The organism is Acidovorax facilis (assembly GCF_023913775.1).
GTDB lineage: Bacteria > Pseudomonadota > Gammaproteobacteria > Burkholderiales > Burkholderiaceae_C > Acidovorax > Acidovorax facilis.
The window spans coordinates 18,553-34,732 of sequence record NZ_JAMXAX010000057.1 but is presented as its reverse complement, the minus strand read 5'-3'; the positions used below and the strand labels follow the sequence as shown (position 1 = coordinate 34,732).

Here is a 16,180-nt window from a genome sequence, read left to right as displayed (position 1 = left end):
CTGAGACTTTGCTTTTGCTGCAGTCCCAGGGCTATTGCGTGGCGTTCGCTCTGGCTCAACTGCTGGTAATTCTTCTGTGTCATCTTGGCCTCAATTCTCGGTGTTGCACTTCAGAATTGAGGCCGCCCAATGAAAAAATGCGCTCTGTACCACGCCCCCATGGTGAAAAATCGCTTTTTGGGCCACCGGTGCGACAATAGAGGGCTAAATGACAAGTTCCTTTTCCAATCTATCGCTGGCTGAACCGCTCGCGCGCGCCGTAGCCGAAATGGGCTACGAGTCCATGACGCCCATCCAGGAGCAGGCCATTCCGGTGGTGCTCACAGGGCAAGACGTGATGGGCGCAGCCCAGACCGGCACCGGCAAGACTGCGGCTTTCTCGCTGCCCCTGCTGCAACGCCTGCTCAAGCACGAAAGCAGCTCCACATCCCCGGCCCGCCACCCCGTGCGTGCCCTGGTGCTGCTGCCCACGCGCGAGCTGGCCGACCAGGTCGCCCAGCAGATCGCGCTGTACGCCAAGTACACCAAGCTGCGCAGCACCGTGGTGTTTGGCGGCATGGACATGAAGCCCCAGACCATCGAGCTGAAAAAAGGCGTCGAAGTGCTGGTGGCCACACCAGGCCGCCTGCTGGACCACATCGAAGCCAAGAATGCCGTGCTCAACCAGGTCGAGTACGTCGTGCTCGACGAGGCCGACCGCATGCTGGACATCGGTTTCCTGCCCGACCTGCAGCGCATTCTCTCGTACCTGCCCAAGCAGCGCACCACGCTCCTGTTCAGTGCCACGTTCTCGCCTGAGATCAAGCGCCTGGCCAGCAGCTACCTGCAAAACCCCATCACCATCGAGGTGGCCCGCCCGAACGAAACGGCCTCCACTGTGGAGCAGCGCTTCTACAGCGCCAATGACGACGACAAGCGCCGAGCCATCCACCAGGTGCTCAAGAGCCGGGGTATCAAGCAGGCGTTTATCTTCGTGAACAGCAAGCTCGGTTGTGCCCGTCTGGCGCGCAGCCTGGAGCGCGAAGGCCTCAAGACCACCGCGCTGCATGGCGACAAGAGCCAGGACGAGCGCCTGAAGGCGCTCGAAGCCTTCAAGAGCGGCGAGGTCGATCTGCTGGTGTGTACCGATGTGGCCGCGCGCGGCCTGGACATCAAGGACGTGCCTGCGGTGTTCAACTTCGACGTGCCATTCAACGCCGAAGACTATGTGCACCGCATCGGCCGCACTGGCCGTGCGGGCGCCTCGGGCCTGGCGGTGACGCTGGTGTCGGGCAGCGATGCCCGCCTGGTGGCCGACATCGAGAAGCTGATCAAGAAGAAGATCGATCTCGAAGCCATCGAATACGAAGAAGACCAGCCCCGCGGCCGCATCAACGACGGCCGCCGTGCCTGGCGCGAAGCCGGTGAGACGGGCGACGGGCGCGATGCGCTGCCGGCCGCCCCCGCTGCGCCACGGCGCGAGCGTGACCAGCGCGTCGGGCGCGAGGGGCGCGAACAACACCGGGGCTTTCGCCCGGCCGTGGCATCGCGCGACCCCTTCTTCGAGAAGCCGTATGAGGCCAGCGCAGCTGCCGACGCAACCCCCGCCTGGGAAGCTGCCAAGTCGGCCCCGCGCAGCAGCGTGTCGGCCAACATCAAGCCCAAGCGCAAGGTGGCAGCGCTGTTCAAGGCTGCCCAGCCAGAGACTTCGGTGCAGTGATGAAATACAGGCCTTTTTAGGCCTGTAGCGCTTGATGGATAAGCGCAAGAAGCTATATTTTCAATAGCAACCGAGGCCCCGTCAGTCTGAATGCAAACGGTGGTCGGCCCGGAGGTTCGGGGCCAGCCTGCGCAGCAAGGCCACATCGATGGCGCCGAAGGGGACCGCCCGCCCCCCACGCTGCTGCACAAACTCCTGTGCAGCCTCTGCATCGGCAAACGCGGGCAGATTGCCCGCCCGCATCGGCCCCATGGCCGAAGACCCTGTCACATACACCGCCTCGTGCGCGTTCAGCCAACCACCCGTATCGGTATCGGTTACATACCGCGCCACAATGGCTTCGGCCGTGCGGCCCCGCGTGTAGTGGGCCACGTTGCCCAGGTACAGCATGAGGCTGAGCGGTGAGTCAAAAAAATACGCATCCCCGTCCGCAAGAATGACCTGCGCTGCCCACGCCCGTGCGCGGGCTGGGTACATGCCACACACCGGGCAGCGTGCGTCGGCGGGCACCTCGCGGGCGGCGGTCAGGGGCTGGCCTAGCGCAGGGTCGTAGGGCGTGGGCGGCGCCACCACGCACACATCGTCGCCGATGCCCTCCAGGGCTGCGTTGCCGGATGGACGGGGCGGAGTGCGCTGGGGCCATTGCCATGCCACCAGGCCTGCCGAGCCCAGCAGCAGGGCTGCAAGGGCTGTGCGCCGGGTGGCTGCGTGTGGGCGGGGCATCAGCGCAGGCATGGGCGGCTCACATCCGCGTGTCGTGCAGCGCCCCGCCGCTCAGGTCCACCATGGCGGGCGTGATCTCGGCAAAGCGCAGAACCTTGCCGCCATATTCAGCAGCAAACTTCTTCGCATCGGCCTCTTGCGCAAAGCTGCCGATGGTGGGACCCATGGAGCCGTGGCGCTTGCCGCCCACCACATAGATCGCACTTTTGCCGTCGATCCAGTGGCCCTGCGGTGCATTCCAGTCGGCCTGGCCCATGTCCTGCACATACACGGCCTGCACGGCACGAACCTGCTCACCGGCCAGCAGGGTGCTGAACAGCTCCACCGTGTCGCAGAAGAACGAAGGCTTGTCCTGCCCTGCAAAGCGCACCTGCGCCTTGGGGCCGGGGTAGTCGGCCAGCAGCATGCCGTCGAGTTCGCAGCTGGTGGTGCGGTCGATCTCCTGGGGCTGGAGAGATTGCGCGCTGTTGTCCGCCTGGCTGCAGCCCGTGAGGCCAGTCAGGCCCGTGAGTGTGCCGAGCGAAGCGAGTGCGGCCCAGCCCAGCAATTGCCGGCGCGTGGTGCAGCCGCACCGGGGTTGGTAAGAATGGTTCATGGTTTGAATCTCCAGCTTGCAAGACCGAGCGGCACCACGATCCAGCCCGCCATCACCGCGCCCATGAGCCATGGCTTGGCCAGGGCAGGGGGCACGATGCTGGTCAGGCCGTACAGGGTGCGCACGTCGTCGAGCGAGAACACGTTGAGGATGCGGAAAACGTCGGCCGGGTTGAGCAGCAGCAGGTAGGCCATGGCTTCGCCGCCCACGCTGCCGCCCGTGGCCACCAGGGCGCCCAGCAGCAGCAGGTCAAACACCAGCACAAAAAAGAACCAGGCGGCAATCGCCAGGCCGGAGGCGCGTGTGCGCTCGTGCGTGAGCACCGATAGCAGCACCGCCATGCTCAAAAAGGCCAACCCCAGCAGCACCGAGCTGATCATGAAGCCGCCGTAGTGGAACAGGGCAGCCCCGCTGAACTGCCGCACCAACAGCACGGCCACCAGCCCGAACCCCGCAAGCGTCGATAGCGTGAGCGCCGCCGCCAGCCCCAGGTACTTGCCCAGCAGCAGTTCCAGCCGCGTGATGGGCAGCGACAGCAGCAGGTCGAGCGAGCCGCGCTCGCGCTCGCCCACGATGGCGTCAAAGCCCAGCAACAGCGCGATCAGCGGGATGAGGTAGATCACCAGGCTGACCAGGCTGGCGATGGTGAACTCGATGGACCGAAAGCCCACGGTGCCCTGCTGCGCGCCGCCAAAGTAGGCGATGGCCAGCGAGAACACGGTGAACACGAGCGCCACGGCCAGCACCCAGCGGTTGCGCATGCGGTCGCGGAACTCTTTGCCCGCGATGGTGAAGATTTGTTGGAATTCCATGGCTAGCCCTTGCGCAGGTCGAAGTACACATCCTCAAGCGAGGGTTCCTGGATCTGCAGGTCCTGCAGCGCAGTGCCCAGCGGTGCCAGCGCACCCAGCACGGCCATCTTGCTGCCGCGTGGGCAGTCCACATGCAGGCCTTCCGGCGTTTCCGCTGCGGTGATGCCAGGCACTGCAGAGAGCAACCCCAGCGCGGCAGGCCGGTCGGCCGCAGCCAGGGTGAGGTGGATGGTCAGCGGCATGTGCGCCTGCTCGCGCAGCGCCTGCACACTGCCCAGGGCCTGCAGCTTGCCGGCGGCCAGGATGGCCAGGCGGTCCACGCGCTCCTGCAGCTCGGCCAGGATGTGCGAGGTGATGACGATGGTCACACCACCCGCCTGCAGCGCGCGCAGCGTGGCGTAGAAGTCGCGGATGGCTTGCGGGTCCAGGCCGTTGGTGGGCTCGTCGAGCAGCAGCACCTGGGGCTCGCCCAGCAGGGCCTGTGCAAACCCCAGGCGCTGGCGCATGCCCTTGGAGTATTCGCGCACGGCACGGTTGCCCGCGTGGGCCAGGCCCACGCGTTCCAGCAGTGCGGGGCATTGCGTGAGGGGCGCACCCTTGAGGCGGGCAAAAAAGCGCAGTGTCTCCAGCCCGTTCAGGTTGTCATACAGCACCACGTTCTCGGGCAGGTAGCCCAGGTGGCGGCGGGCGGCGCGAAAGTCGCGGCCCTGCACGGTGGCGCCGCCCACCCGGATCTCGCCCGAGGTGGCGGGCGTGAGGCCCAGGATCATCTTGAACAGCGTGCTCTTGCCCGCGCCGTTGTGGCCGATGAGGCCGAAGATCTCGCCGCGCGCAATGCGCAGGTCAATGCCGTCCACGGCGTGCAATGCGCCGTAGTGCTTGTGCGCGCCCCGCACCTCGATGGCGGGGGGGCTCGCTCAGGTCAATGGGGGGAGGGTTGCGTGTCACGCTGAAAATTCCGTTGGGGTTGGTTCGGTTGCATGCGGGGCTTGGGGTCCACCACGGTGGGCACGCGCAGCACCGGAAACTGCTGGCCCACCAGGCGCAGTGCCTGCACGGCGGGGCTGGCCAGCAGCAGCTTGATGGTGGGGTGGCGCCAGGTCAGGCGGTCCACCATGTCGTTGGCCTCGTAGGGCACGTCGCCCACGCCGTTGCCGTCGCGGTCCCAGCCCAGGTAGTTGCTCCAGTGGTTGCCGCCTTCAGTGCCCCAGCGCTCGTCGCGGGCGCCCACATAGCGCACCTGCTCGCGGTTGCCGATGAAGTCGTTGCCTTCGACCTTGTTGTTTTTGGAGCCGGCCGACAGGTGCACGCCCACCGTGTTGCGGGTCACCAGGTTGCCACGCAGGGTGATGTACTCCACGTCGTAGATGAAGAAGCCCCGGGCGTTCTCGGCCACCACGTTGTTCTCGATCACCGAGTCCTGCAGGGTGCGCAGCATGATGCCGTGGTCGCTGTTGCCCCACGCGCGGTTGTTGCGCACCACCTGGTCGCGCACCTCCATCAGCGCCAGGCCGCCACGGTTGAGGTAGGTATCGTTGTCCTCCCACAGGTTGTAGTAGGAGTTCATGTAGTGCGTGCCGTAGCGGCTGTGGTGCAGCCGGTTGCCCCGAAACACCGCGTGGTGCGACACGTCCACATACAGGGCGTCGCGCACAAAGCTGATGTGATTGCCCTCGATGCGTGCGCCCGTGGTGTTGTACAGCTGTACGCCGTTGCCGCGCTGCGACGAGTTCACATCGCGCAGGCCGGTGATGGTGTTGTGCAGCACCTGTACATCGTTGGCCTTCTCGATCCACAGGCCAAAGAGGTTGTAGGTGAGGTCGTTGTGGCGCACCACGGCGCGGTGTGCGCCAGGGAAGATGTAGATGCCTGCGTTCTGGTCCTTGAGGCTGGTGCCCGAGTCGCGCACGATCAGCCCCTCGATCACCACGTCGGGCGCAGTGACACGGATGGTGTCGCCCGTCTGACCGCCGCTCAGGGTGGGGCGGTCGATGCCGCGCAGGGTCAGGGCCTTGTCGATGTGCAGGTTCACGCGGTAAAAGCCCCGCTGCACCTCCACCGTGTCTCCCGGCGCCGCAGCCGTGATGGCGGCCTGCAGGTCCTGCCCTGGGCGCACCTGCACGGTGGCAGCCGCCGCAGGAAGCGCGGTCCACAGCGCCAGGGCCGTGGCAGCCGCAGCGAGTGCAAGGGGGGACTTCATCACGCCAGTCCCACCACGGTCTTGATGGCCAGGAACAGCGCTGCCCCGATCAGCAGGTTCTTGAAGCCCACATAGCTCAGCATGTCCATCACGCCCGCCCGGCGGTACTGGTCGCGCCACCACGGGCCGTCCTTCACATAGCGCTTGCCCGACAGACGGATCAGCACCTCGTACACGCTCCAGCCAAACCACCAGCCGATGATGGCGCCTGACGACAACGTGCCCAGGGCGGTCATCACCCAGGCCACGCTGGCGGCGATGGCCAGCGAGAACCCCGCGATCTGCAGCGCGCGGCGCGACGCCCAGCCTTCGCGGCTCCAGGGCCACAGATGGTCCACCAGCTCCTTCGCCATCCAACGCAGGCTGCGCGAGCCTGCCTTGGTCTGCGGCAGCACCGGCGCCGTAGGCCAGCGTGGGTCCGGCCCCTTCGCGGCCTTGGCCGAGATCTGGTCCTGCACCGTGGCAGGGTGGATCGGGATGAAATAGCCGTTCTTGCCGATGGGCGTGATTTCCAGACCATCTTTCTCGCGGCGCTTGCGTTCCTTGGCCAGGGGCGGGCAGCCCTTGGTGTCGGTGTAGAGAATCATGCAGTCGAGGCAGTGCAGGCATTCGCGGTGGTCGATGCGGCCATCGGCGTCGATGGCCTGTGCACCGCAGCCCACGGCGCAGGCCTTGCAGCTGTTGCAGTCCTGCTTGCGCTTGAGGCCAAACCAGCGGAACGTGCTGGGCATGGCCAGCGAGGCGCCCAGTGGGCAGATGTATTTGCAGTAGGGTCGCTCGATGAAGATCGAAACGCCCAGGATGGCCGCCACGAACAGACTGTAGGGCCAGGCGCGGTTCATCACACCGACCAGGAAGGTCGTCTTGAACGGCTCCACCTCGGCGAGCTTTTCGGCCAGGCCCATGGAGAACATCGACACCACCAGCAGGCCGAAGAACACGGCGTACTTGACCCACTTGAGCCGGTCGTGCCACTTCTGCGGCAGCTGGGTCTGAAAGCGCTTGAAGCCCACCGCACGCGCGATCTTGTAGATGCCCTCCTGCAGCGAGCCAAACGGGCACATCCAGCCGCAGAACAGGCCGCGCCCGAACAGGAACACGGTGACGATGATGAAGATCCAGAACAGGAAGATGAACGGGTCGGACAGGAACAGCGACCAGGTCCACTGGAACAGCAGCGCGTGGAACCAGGTCAGCACCTGGGTGATGGAGGGCTGTGCCATGGCGCCAAAGCCGATCCAGCCAATGCTGAGGGCCCAGAAGCTGTACTTGAAGGCGTTGACCGGCCACTTGTTCTTGTGGGTGGACAGGCGCGTGAGCTTCTCGCGCAGGGCATACACCACGGTGACGGCGATCAGCAGCACGGCGAACAGTGCAATCTCTACCGCACGCGACTTCCACACGCGCACCCAGGGGGCGTCGGGCTCGTTGATGGTCGGGCGCCCTCCTTGCAGCATGGTGGCGGGCAGCCAGTAAGGCGTGTCGAAGCTGGTGAAGCTGCGTGTGCCCGTGGCACGGTCCACGCGGTTGCCCAGAAAGCTCAGCTTCCAGGGGTAGGCGGCAGAGAACGCGTGTGAGCGGATGATGAAGATGACCGACTCGTTGTAGCTGGGCGCGCCTGCGGCCTCGATGCCATACAGATTGAGTGCGTCCAGGTCGCGGAAGGTGAATGAATCTGCGCCTTGACGAACCTGCACGCGGTCGTAGATGCCGCCGCGCACAAAGCCCGAGCCCTTGAACGATTCCTTGCCGCCGGTGCGGACGATGAAGAAGGCATGTTCGCCCTCCTTGAGCTGCAGGCGCAGGTTGTTCCAGCCGTTCTCGCCCAGCAGGCTCTTGCCAATGTCGGGGTGGTTCAGGTCGCCAAACCACAGCTCGATGAACGGGTCGGGGCCTTTGTCCAGGCCCACCTGTTCGGGCAGCACCCGCAGGCGCTGTACGGTGCCTTGTTGCACCAGTTCGGCCCAGCTCAGGCGCTTGCCGGTTTCGGCATAGCGTGCGGGCTCGCGCACCGTGGGCGCGAGGATGCCCACCTGCCGTGCCACGGCCGAGCCCGAGGCCATCATCACCTGGTTCTGCGCGATGACGGTGACCGTGGCGCCCGAGATGGCGTCGAGGCCCAGCACGTTTTCATCAGGGCGCGACTGGCCCACCTCGATCTTGTCGGCCACCGACTTGCCCAGGTACTGGGCGTTGAACTTGAGCAGTGCGGATTCGGGAATGCCCAGCAGCAGGATGGGCTCGGAATGCTTGAGCACCTTCACGCCCACGAAGCGACCTTGTGTGTCCATGCCGATCAGCGTGACCACAGGCTTGCCCGAGTAGGCCGGGGTGTCGGTGATGTCGGTGGAGAGCATCACATAGCCCAGCAGCTTGCGCGGCTCGCTGGCCTGGTCGTACGCCTCCACGTAGGGCGGCTGGCCCTTGCGTTCAGAAAAGTGGCTGGCCCCCGGGAACACATCCTTGCAGGGCACCAGGGCACACATGTCGCGTGCGCTGGCCAGCTCGGCGGGCAGCTCGGCCTCGTAGGCCCCTGCGGCGGCATGGGCGCGCGGCGCCAGCCAAAGGGCTGCCAGCAAGACCAGAAGAAGCGTGGCGAACTGCCGACGGAGGGAAATCATGAGACTATCTTTTTGATAGCTGTTCGCGCTTATCTATCAAGCGCTAGCGGCCAATTTTGTTCAAATTGGGGCGCAGTCGTCACAACTGGCGCGCCCCAGACCAGGGATGCAGAGCAAGGGCCGCCCCGCAGCGAGTGCATCGTCCCCCTTCCCGAATCGCGTAGCGATTCGAGAGAAGGGGGAAGGCGCGCAGCGCCTCAGGGGGATCGCCCCATCAAGCTTCCACAATCATCCGAGTGCGCATTTCCAGGTGGAGTGCGTGGCAGAAGTGCGTGCAGTAGCACCAGAACACACCGGGCTTGTCGGCCACAAAGCTCACCGACTTGGTCTCCAGCGGGTTCACGATGAAGTTCACGTTGTAGTTCGGGATCGCAAAGCCGTGCGTCAGGTCTTCGATCTTGTCCAGGTTGGTCAGGATCAGCGTGACCTCGTCACCCTTCTTGAGCTTGAACTCGCGCAGGCTAAAGGCCGGGGCTTGCGAGGTCATCTTCACAGTGACCTTCTTGCCGCTGCGGAACACACCGGACTCCTTGGGGTCCTTGATGGCCAGCGGGAACTCGTCGAGCGTGTAGACCTGCTTGGGGCGCACCAGGTCGCGCTTGAAGATGATGAAGTCATGGGGCTCGCCACGCACGGGGTGGTCGGCCAGCAGCACCATCTTCTCGCCCGAGATGTCGATGAGCTGTTCGTTCTCTGGGTGCAGCGGACCCACGGGCAGGAAGCGGTCCTTGGAGAACTTGCAGCCCACGGCCAGGAACTTGCCGTCGGCGGCCTTGGTCTCGGACTGCGAGGCGTTCAGGTGGCCCGGCTGGTATTGCACGTCCAGGCGGTCCACCACGTACTTGGCGGTCTTGTCGCCCGCGTGGAACTTGATGGCGGCCTCCACGTTCCACTTCACGACCTGGCTGTCCAGGAAGAGGGTGGTGTAGGCATTGCCACGGCCGTCGAAGGCGGTGTGTAGCGGGCCCAGGCCCAGCTCTACCTCGGCCACGATGGCGGAGTCCAGCTTTTCAAGCTTGCCGTCAAAGTAGTCCAGCACCTTGGCCAGCTCAATCACGGTACCGGTGGGCGAGAGCTTGCCGGCGCAGATGAAGTACTTGCCATCCGGGCTGGCGTTCACGCCGTGCGGGTTCTTGGGCACCGACACATAGGCGGTAAGTGCTGTCTTGGGGTCCTTGTTGGCTTCATGGGTGCCGTCCACCACGGGCACCTTGCTGGTGCCGATGGTCTTGAACTTGCCAGCCTTCACGGCAGCCTCGATGCGGCCCACGTTGAAGAACAGGCAGGCATCGCGTTCGGCGGACATCATGTCCTCGTACTTCGCGCCCATTTCCACGTTGTACTGGTTGGTGGCGGCCAGCTTGCCGTCGTATGACGTGGCGACCAGATCGCAGTTGCCGTCGATCAGTACTTGCCAGCGCACTTCCATGGTTTCTGCGTCCACGCAGGTGAACATCGAGCGGTATTTGCTGATGTCTTCGGTGCCGGTGTTGGGCAGGGGAATCGCAAACTCACCGCCGCAGAACACGCGGGTGGTGTAGTTGATGGCGGGGTCCACCGGGTCGGCCTTGTCCGGGAAGATGCCGTGAAAGCCCTGCACGTTGGGCAGCTCGGTGATCTTGTCGCAGACGAAGTAGTCGAGGCGTATGCGCGCGATGCGGCTGTTGATCTTGTCGTTGATCCAGGCGTAGCGGCCGTCGTAGTTGCCGTCTTTGTACGAAGCGTGCGTGTGGTGGGTATCGGCCACCGTGTACTTCAGGCTGCCGTCGGGCTTGGTGCCCATCACAGCCTTGGATTCGTTCGTGATGCCCCAGCCCACCAGGGCGTCGGGCACAAAGCAAGGGATGCGTGTGATCTCGCGGCCCGAGGGCAGGCCCAGCACGCGCATGTCGCCCGTGTGGCCGCCGCTCCAGAGACCGTAGTAGGTATCCAGCTCGCCGGGCTTGAGGTGCACGTTGGCGCCAGCGGCGGCATGGCTGGCCGCAGGCGCTGCAGGGGCGGGGGCCGCAGGCGTTGCAGCGCTGGGCTTTTCGTTGCAGGCGGCGACGCCTGCGGTCAGCCCGACCAAGGCGGCCGTGTTGATGAAACTGCGTCGGCCCAGGCCAGCAGCGGGAAGGGGACTGTCTTTTCTCTCGGTCATGGTTTTCCTCTTTTGGGATCGCTCAGTTGAAAAGGGGTGGTGCGCGTGCAGGGGGGCTGAACGCCACCCCTGTGCGTGGGGAAAGTGGTGTGTGAAAGCGGGGCTGGAATGTGGGGGCTGCGGCAGTGGTTGCCGCTGCGAGCGGGGTGGTGGGTGGCGTGTCGGCCGCGAGGCAAACAGGGCAATCGAGGCCGGTGGTGTCTGCCGCTACCAAGCCCTCAGCGGTCTTCACCACCAGCTTGGCGCTGCCTGTGCCGGAGCCGGAGCAGATCAGCTCCATGCTTCGCGGCACTACCAGCGGTGAAGCCACCGCAGCACCCAGTGCCATGACAAACCACGCCAGCACCCAAAGGCGCAGTGTTCGCAGGTTGTGATGGCTTTGCATGGCATGGATAATAGATTCACTTAATATGAATCAATTTGATCTGGATCATGCTTTGGCGGCGCTCGCCTCTGCCCAAAAGTGCTTCTTGCACCTACAGTCAATGCACCAGTCTGAAGCGGTGCCTGTGCAATGCCCGTAGGTTTTTTCAGGCCAGGTGCTGGACGCATTTCGTCGCATTTCTCGCGCAGCCACAGGCCCTCTCAGATTTTTTTAACCCCCAAGAACAGGATGTATGCGATGCAAAAGAAAACCGTGATGGTCGCCGTAGCGATCTTGGCCACACTGCTGGCCGGTTGTGGCGACAAGAAGTCGGAACCTGCTCCGGTGGCTGCACCCGCTGCGGTGACGGCCCCAGCGCCCGCAGCGGCCCCCGCCGCACCGGCTGCCGCAGAGAACGAACTGGGCAAGAGCGTGTTTGGCAAGACTTGCGCCATGTGCCATGCCGCTGGCGTGGCCGGTGCCCCCAAGCCGGGCGACAAGGCCGACTGGGGCCCGCGCATTGCCCAGGGCAAGGACACGATGTACAAGCACGCGATCGAGGGCTTTACCGGGGCGAAAGGCATGATGCCTGCCAAGGGGGGCTCCGCCAATCTGACCGACGCCGAGGTCAAGGCCGCCGTGGATTACATGGCCGACAAGTCGCTCTGAGCGGAGGCGCCATGCAGCAAGCTTCTCTGCCCCCTCAGGGTCTGTCGCGCCGTCGCATGGTGATGGCATTGCCCTTGCTGGGTGGTGCGGTCTGGGGTGGTGGCGCGTCAGCGGGCGCACGGGTGGTGTCTGAACGCAGCTCGCGTCCCCTGATGGGAACGCAGGTGGATATGGCGGTGGAGGGCGTTGATGGCCCGCAGCTGCGCCGCGCCATGGACCGATCCTATGCAGAGATGCAGAGGCTGGAGGCGCTCATGAGCCGCTACCAGCCACGCAGCGTAGTCAGTCGCATCAACTTGGCGGCGGGTATCGTGCCGGTCGCGGTGCCGCCCGAAGTCATGGCGGTGCTGCAGAGCGCCCAGCGTGTGTCGGCGGTAAGCCGTGGTGGCTTTGATGTGACCGTGGGGGCTTTCAAGTCCTGGAACTTTGGCCCTGGCGACAAGGTGGTGCCCGGCGCCCGCGAAATCGCGCGGCAACTGCCGCTGGTGGATGCGCGCAGCCTGGTGCTGGATGCGGCCGCAGGCACGGCCTTCCTGGCCCGCCAGGGCATGGCGCTGGATCTGGGCGGCATCGCCAAGCTACCGATCCTGGAAGCCGGCATGAACATGCTGCGCTCCGAAGGGGTTGAGAACGCCATGATCAACGGTGGTGGCGACGTGCTGACCCACGGGCTGTGGCAAGGCAGGCCCTGGCGTGTGGGGCTGCGCGACCCGCGTTCCCCCGAGCGCCTGCTGGGTGTTGTGGCCGTGGCGGGCGCCGGTGTGGTGGCCTCGTCGGGCGACTATGAACGCTTCTTCTTCCACCAAGGCCAGCGCCAGCACCATGTGCTCAATCCGCGAACAGGGCGCCCGGCATCGGGCGTGCATGGCGTGAGCCTGGTGGCGCGCGACGTGGCGGCCGTCAACGGACTGGGCGCCGCGCTGATGGTGCAGGGCCCGCAGGCGGGCAGGGCACTGGCGCAGCGCATGCCGGGGCTGGCCGTGCTGATCGCCGGGCAGGACGGTGGTGTCTGGCAGTCCACCGCCATGTCGGCGTTGCTGGAGCCAGTGCCGTCCTGAACCTGCTGCGGTTTATTCAGCCCGGAGCCTGTGCCTGCTCGCAATGCACCTGCAGCAGCTCACGCTCGGCCAGCGTCGCGCCAAAACGCACGGCGCTCAGGCAGCCGCCCCACACGCAGCCCGTGTCCAGTCCGAGCAGATCGCTGCGGTTGAGCCAGCCCAGCGTGGACCAGTGACCGAAGGCCATCAGCGTGCCCGCTGTGCGCCGCCCTGGCACTTCGAACCAGGGCATGAGGCCGGGCGGGGCGGCGCTGGCGCTTTCGGTGCTTTCAAAATCCATCACGCCGTCGGCCGAGCAAAAGCGCAGCCGGGTGAGCGCATTCACGATCACCCGCAGGCGATCCGTGCCGGTCAGATCGTCACTCCAGTGGTCGGGGATGTTGCCGTACATGGCGTGCAGAAAATCGGGCAGGTCAGGGCCGCGCAGTACTGCATGGACTTCGTCCGCGTACGCGAGAGTCTCTGCGGCCGTCCAGGTGGGCAGCACACCGGCATGCACCATCAGCAGCGTTTGCCCCGCATGCATGTGGGTGCGGGCCAGGGGCTGCTGGCGCACCCAGTCGAGCAGGGCAGCGCGGTCGGGGGCGTCCAGCACCGTGCCCAGCGTGTCGCGCCGCGAGGGCTTGCGTGCACCGTGTGCGGCGGCCAGCAGGTGCAGGTCGTGATTGCCCAGCAGGCATCGGATGGCGTCGCCATGGCGCATGCAGCGGCGCAGCACGGCGGCCGAGTCAGGCCCTCGGTTGACGAGGTCACCCAGCAGGTAGACCGTGTCGCGGCTAGGGGAAAAGCCGATGGTGTCCAGCAGGCGGTCCAGCGCGGCGTCGCAGCCCTGGGTGTCGCCGATACAGTAAAGCGCCATGGTGATCTTTATGAGTGAAGCACGGATTTTCTGCTGATCGCGTCGCCGACCTTGCTCAGCATGTGCCGGAGCTGGGCGTTGAGGCCGAGGACGCGCGGTGTCCGCATGGACGGGCGGCGAAATTTCTGCCCGAAACCCTCAATGGGGTGGAGTTGCTGGAGCAGTTACGGGCCCGTTCTGGGCGCATGGTGGTTGTGGGCGATGAATATGGTGTGGCGCAATGCATCATGACCCGCGCCATTTACTGAAAGCCATTCCCGTTGAATTGCAGCCCGGGGGGGCCTCGATGCCTGGGCCCCGCAGCGCGATGACGGAGGCTGGCTGTTGGATGGCTGGGGATGTCCTGCATAACCCTCGCGAGGCGGTGGTAGTGCGGATCGGGATGGGACGCAAGGCGTCTTTTCTTGCCAATAGCCCAGCTATTGGCAAGAAAAGCAACGCAGCGAACCGCCCGAGGCCGCGCTATCACAGACCGCGGGAAGTTATGCAGGTCATCCCTGGATACCGGTGTCGGAACTCAAGGCGCGCCTGGATATTCGCAATTTACCGGGTGAGGGCCGTGGTCGCTATAACACGCGGGCGGCCCGTTTGAGGGAAGAAACGGGGCATTTGATGGAAGTGGGCGACCGCATTCGGTGCATGGGCTGGGTATTTGAGGTGCTGGCGCTGGAATGCAAGCGTATCGACAACGTATTGCCCCAGCCAGAAGACGGAACCGCGGTCGCCTCCAGCAAGCATCAATACCCCGGTTGTTCAGCCAGACGCAAACCATGCATCAATGGGTGTTGGGGGTTAATGCCAAGAATTTTTAATGAAATTCTGAAAGTGGTTGCACAAAAAAGGCACATTATTCTTATAATTCGCGGGTCTTCACCCTTATCCAAAATCCAGACACCATGACCAGCTACAAAGAACTGTTGAAGCAGCGCGAAGCCCTTGAGCAACAAATCAGTGAAGCCCGGCGCCGGGAACTGTCGGACGCTGTGTCGCAGGTCCGTTCACTGGTGGCCGAATATGGGCTGACTGCCCAGGACGTGTTCCCCACCGGCAAGGCGTCTGGCAAGACAGGTCGCAGTTCTACGGCCGGCACCAAGGTGGCGCCCAAGTACCGCAACCCTGCAACCGGCGAAACCTGGACAGGCCGTGGCAAGGCTCCCAAGTGGATTCAAAACGAAAACCGCGAAAAGTTTGTGATTTAAGGGTCTTTGCCCTGCATTAAAAAAGCCCGCTGATGCGGGCTTTTTTAATGGGCTACTCTTGGCCAGGACAAAAGGTGCTCAGGCGGGTGGCGCCTCGACAACTGTACGCACTGTGCGAAGAACAGGAAATGCATGTGCGGTAACTTCGCGCGCAGTGTCTGCGATTTATCGGCAGCGCAATGCGCTTTGTGGAGCCATTTGGTGAATCGGATGGTCATCGTTTTAATTTTGCACTGCGCGCATTGATTGCACCCTGGCAGTGCACAGGCATTACGTTCAGCCTTCTGCAACCCCGGGGTTTTCCTGCGCAAGCTTGCGCAATACCTGTGCCGTGAAATCGTCCGCCGGAAAGAAGGATTCCACAGCCAGCTCCTGCAAGGTCACATCCACCGGCGTTCCGAATATCGTGGTGGTGCTGATGAGGGAGAGCATTCCATGCACGCTTTCAAAGCAGAACGGCATTACCACGCCCAGCATTTCACCTGCCAGTACCAGGGCATCGGATTCCGGCGGGGCGGGATATTGCAGCAGTTCTGCCTGCAGTGCGATCAGTGCCGGGTCGGCCGTGGCCTGTATCTGCTGGCGCAGGCGTTCAAACAGGTGCGCCCGCCACTGCGCCAGATTGGCGATGCTCGGCGCCAGCCCCTGGGGGTGCAGGCTCAGCCGGAACACGTTGACAGGTGGCGCCAGCAGTTCGGGACTGACGTGGGCAGACAGCAGGGCCAGCGCGGCGCGGTTGGTGGCCACCACGTTCCAGCAGCGGTCGAGGGCAATGGCGGGGCAGGGTTCGTGGCCCTTGAGCACCAGTTCCACCGCCTGGCGCGCCGCGGCCAGCGCAGGGTCGTCCAGCGCGCGTTCGCGGTACATGGGGGCGTAGCCGGCGGCCACCAGCAGGGCGTTGCGCTCACGCAGTGGAATGGCCAGGCGCTCGCACAGGCGCAGCACCATGTCGCGGCTGGGGTTGGTGCGGCCGGTTTCCATGAAGCTCACATGGCGCGTGGAGATGTCCGCCTCGTCGGCCAGCTCCAGCTGGCTCAGGTGCCGCTGCTGGCGCCAGGTGCGCAGGTGGTCGCCAAACGAGGTGGGCCCCGCCGGTGCCACGCGGTGCGGCAAAGGATGGCGCGGAGAGCGGTGAGAGGACGGTGCGGTGGAGGTCATGGCCGCCATCCTAGGCGCTAACCGCACACGGGCCATTACCTGGCAGGTCATCGACGCGGTGCGCCAGGGCGGGAACGATGGAG

16 protein-coding genes are annotated in these 16,180 nt (G+C 64.7%); 6 read left to right on the top strand and 10 right to left on the bottom strand.

Annotated features, from left to right (window positions below):
* Positions 1-208 precede the first annotated feature (208 nt).
* Positions 209-1,699: a DEAD/DEAH box helicase gene (locus NFX52_RS16365; protein ID WP_055393504.1), complete on the top strand. Its 1,491-nt coding sequence runs from the start codon at positions 209-211 to the stop codon at positions 1,697-1,699.
* Between the two features lie 81 nt (positions 1,700-1,780).
* On the opposite strand, the gene NFX52_RS16360 is transcribed toward NFX52_RS16365, so the two are convergent.
* The 8 genes from NFX52_RS16360 to NFX52_RS16325 all read right to left on the bottom strand — a co-directional run bounded on the left by NFX52_RS16360 (position 1,781) and on the right by NFX52_RS16325 (position 11,175).
* Positions 1,781-2,422: a nitrous oxide reductase accessory protein NosL gene (locus tag NFX52_RS16360; RefSeq protein WP_238385454.1), complete on the bottom strand. Its 642-nt coding sequence runs from the start codon at positions 2,420-2,422 to the stop codon at positions 1,781-1,783.
* A 19-nt stretch (positions 2,423-2,441) separates the two neighbouring features.
* Positions 2,442-3,017 carry a nitrous oxide reductase accessory protein NosL gene (locus NFX52_RS16355; protein WP_055393506.1) on the bottom strand — a complete coding sequence of 192 codons (576 nt, stop codon included), beginning with the start codon at positions 3,015-3,017 and terminating at the stop codon, positions 2,442-2,444.
* Complete coding sequence (locus NFX52_RS16350) at positions 3,014-3,829, bottom strand: ABC transporter permease (protein WP_010461614.1); 816 nt, start codon at positions 3,827-3,829, stop codon at positions 3,014-3,016. The genes NFX52_RS16355 and NFX52_RS16350 overlap by 4 nt, the downstream gene beginning before the upstream one ends.
* A gap of 2 nt (positions 3,830-3,831) precedes the next feature.
* Positions 3,832-4,725, bottom strand: coding sequence for an ABC transporter ATP-binding protein (locus NFX52_RS16345; RefSeq protein ID WP_252635732.1), 894 nt, complete (start codon positions 4,723-4,725; stop codon positions 3,832-3,834).
* Between the two features lie 26 nt (positions 4,726-4,751).
* A complete protein-coding gene (locus NFX52_RS16340) occupies positions 4,752-6,029 on the bottom strand; it encodes a nitrous oxide reductase family maturation protein NosD (RefSeq protein WP_055393508.1) in 1,278 nt (425 codons plus the stop codon).
* Positions 6,029-8,650, bottom strand: coding sequence for a NosR/NirI family protein (locus tag NFX52_RS16335; RefSeq protein WP_252635731.1), 2,622 nt, complete (start codon positions 8,648-8,650; stop codon positions 6,029-6,031). The genes NFX52_RS16340 and NFX52_RS16335 overlap by 1 nt, the downstream gene beginning before the upstream one ends.
* A gap of 214 nt (positions 8,651-8,864) precedes the next feature.
* On the bottom strand, positions 8,865-10,790 hold the full coding sequence (gene nosZ / locus NFX52_RS16330; protein WP_055393513.1) for a TAT-dependent nitrous-oxide reductase: 1,926 nt from the start codon (positions 10,788-10,790) through the stop codon (positions 8,865-8,867).
* 22 nt (positions 10,791-10,812) lie between these two features.
* Positions 10,813-11,175: a DUF2946 family protein gene (locus NFX52_RS16325; RefSeq protein ID WP_055393516.1), complete on the bottom strand. Its 363-nt coding sequence runs from the start codon at positions 11,173-11,175 to the stop codon at positions 10,813-10,815.
* A 237-nt stretch (positions 11,176-11,412) separates the two neighbouring features.
* On the opposite strand from NFX52_RS16325, the gene NFX52_RS16320 reads away from it, so the two are divergent.
* Together NFX52_RS16320 and NFX52_RS16315 are read left to right on the top strand one after the other, a co-directional pair.
* Positions 11,413-11,823 carry a c-type cytochrome gene (locus NFX52_RS16320; RefSeq protein WP_055393536.1) on the top strand — a complete coding sequence of 137 codons (411 nt, stop codon included), beginning with the start codon at positions 11,413-11,415 and terminating at the stop codon, positions 11,821-11,823.
* 11 nt (positions 11,824-11,834) lie between these two features.
* Positions 11,835-12,881, top strand: coding sequence for an FAD:protein FMN transferase (locus NFX52_RS16315; RefSeq protein WP_055393518.1), 1,047 nt, complete (start codon positions 11,835-11,837; stop codon positions 12,879-12,881).
* A 16-nt stretch (positions 12,882-12,897) separates the two neighbouring features.
* Here the strand turns inward: NFX52_RS16315 and NFX52_RS16310 are convergent, their stop codons facing one another.
* Positions 12,898-13,740 (bottom strand): symmetrical bis(5'-nucleosyl)-tetraphosphatase, encoded by an 843-nt coding sequence (locus NFX52_RS16310; protein WP_055393520.1) that lies wholly within the window; start codon positions 13,738-13,740, stop codon positions 12,898-12,900.
* A gap of 14 nt (positions 13,741-13,754) precedes the next feature.
* Here NFX52_RS16310 and NFX52_RS31320 point away from each other — a divergent pair, with 14 nt between their 5' ends.
* From NFX52_RS31320 to NFX52_RS16295, 3 genes are all read left to right on the top strand, one after another.
* A complete protein-coding gene (locus NFX52_RS31320) occupies positions 13,755-13,988 on the top strand; it encodes a hypothetical protein (protein ID WP_055393523.1) in 234 nt (77 codons plus the stop codon).
* Positions 13,989-14,247: 259 nt separating this feature from the next.
* Complete coding sequence (locus NFX52_RS31100) at positions 14,248-14,640, top strand: hypothetical protein (RefSeq protein ID WP_353848486.1); 393 nt, start codon at positions 14,248-14,250, stop codon at positions 14,638-14,640.
* On the top strand, positions 14,637-14,939 hold the full coding sequence (locus NFX52_RS16295; RefSeq protein ID WP_055393525.1) for an H-NS histone family protein: 303 nt from the start codon (positions 14,637-14,639) through the stop codon (positions 14,937-14,939). Before NFX52_RS31100 ends, NFX52_RS16295 begins: the two co-directional genes overlap by 4 nt.
* A 276-nt stretch (positions 14,940-15,215) precedes the next feature.
* Here the strand turns inward: NFX52_RS16295 and NFX52_RS16290 are convergent, their stop codons facing one another.
* Positions 15,216-16,097 (bottom strand): helix-turn-helix domain-containing protein, encoded by an 882-nt coding sequence (locus tag NFX52_RS16290; protein ID WP_207402097.1) that lies wholly within the window; start codon positions 16,095-16,097, stop codon positions 15,216-15,218.
* Positions 16,098-16,180 lie beyond the last annotated feature (83 nt).

What these genes read in the sequence shown, in the direction of transcription:
- NFX52_RS16360 (WP_238385454.1), bottom strand. Translation starts at nt 2,422, where the DNA reads ATGCCCCGCCCACACGCAGCCACCCGGCGCACAGCCCTTGCAGCCCTG.
- NFX52_RS16325 (WP_055393516.1), bottom strand. Translation starts at nt 11,175, where the DNA reads ATGCAAAGCCATCACAACCTGCGAACACTGCGCCTTTGGGTGCTGGCG.
- nosZ (WP_055393513.1), bottom strand. Translation starts at nt 10,790, where the DNA reads ATGACCGAGAGAAAAGACAGTCCCCTTCCCGCTGCTGGCCTGGGCCGA.
- NFX52_RS16335 (WP_252635731.1), bottom strand. Translation starts at nt 8,650, where the DNA reads ATGATTTCCCTCCGTCGGCAGTTCGCCACGCTTCTTCTGGTCTTGCTG.
- NFX52_RS16355 (WP_055393506.1), bottom strand. Translation starts at nt 3,017, where the DNA reads ATGAACCATTCTTACCAACCCCGGTGCGGCTGCACCACGCGCCGGCAA.
- NFX52_RS16320 (WP_055393536.1), top strand. Translation starts at nt 11,413, where the DNA reads ATGCAAAAGAAAACCGTGATGGTCGCCGTAGCGATCTTGGCCACACTG.
- NFX52_RS16315 (WP_055393518.1), top strand. Translation starts at nt 11,835, where the DNA reads ATGCAGCAAGCTTCTCTGCCCCCTCAGGGTCTGTCGCGCCGTCGCATG.
- NFX52_RS16365 (WP_055393504.1), top strand. Translation starts at nt 209, where the DNA reads ATGACAAGTTCCTTTTCCAATCTATCGCTGGCTGAACCGCTCGCGCGC.
- NFX52_RS16350 (WP_010461614.1), bottom strand. Translation starts at nt 3,829, where the DNA reads ATGGAATTCCAACAAATCTTCACCATCGCGGGCAAAGAGTTCCGCGAC.
- NFX52_RS16295 (WP_055393525.1), top strand. Translation starts at nt 14,637, where the DNA reads ATGACCAGCTACAAAGAACTGTTGAAGCAGCGCGAAGCCCTTGAGCAA.
- NFX52_RS16340 (WP_055393508.1), bottom strand. Translation starts at nt 6,029, where the DNA reads ATGAAGTCCCCCCTTGCACTCGCTGCGGCTGCCACGGCCCTGGCGCTG.
- NFX52_RS16290 (WP_207402097.1), bottom strand. Translation starts at nt 16,097, where the DNA reads ATGACCTCCACCGCACCGTCCTCTCACCGCTCTCCGCGCCATCCTTTG.
- NFX52_RS16310 (WP_055393520.1), bottom strand. Translation starts at nt 13,740, where the DNA reads ATGGCGCTTTACTGTATCGGCGACACCCAGGGCTGCGACGCCGCGCTG.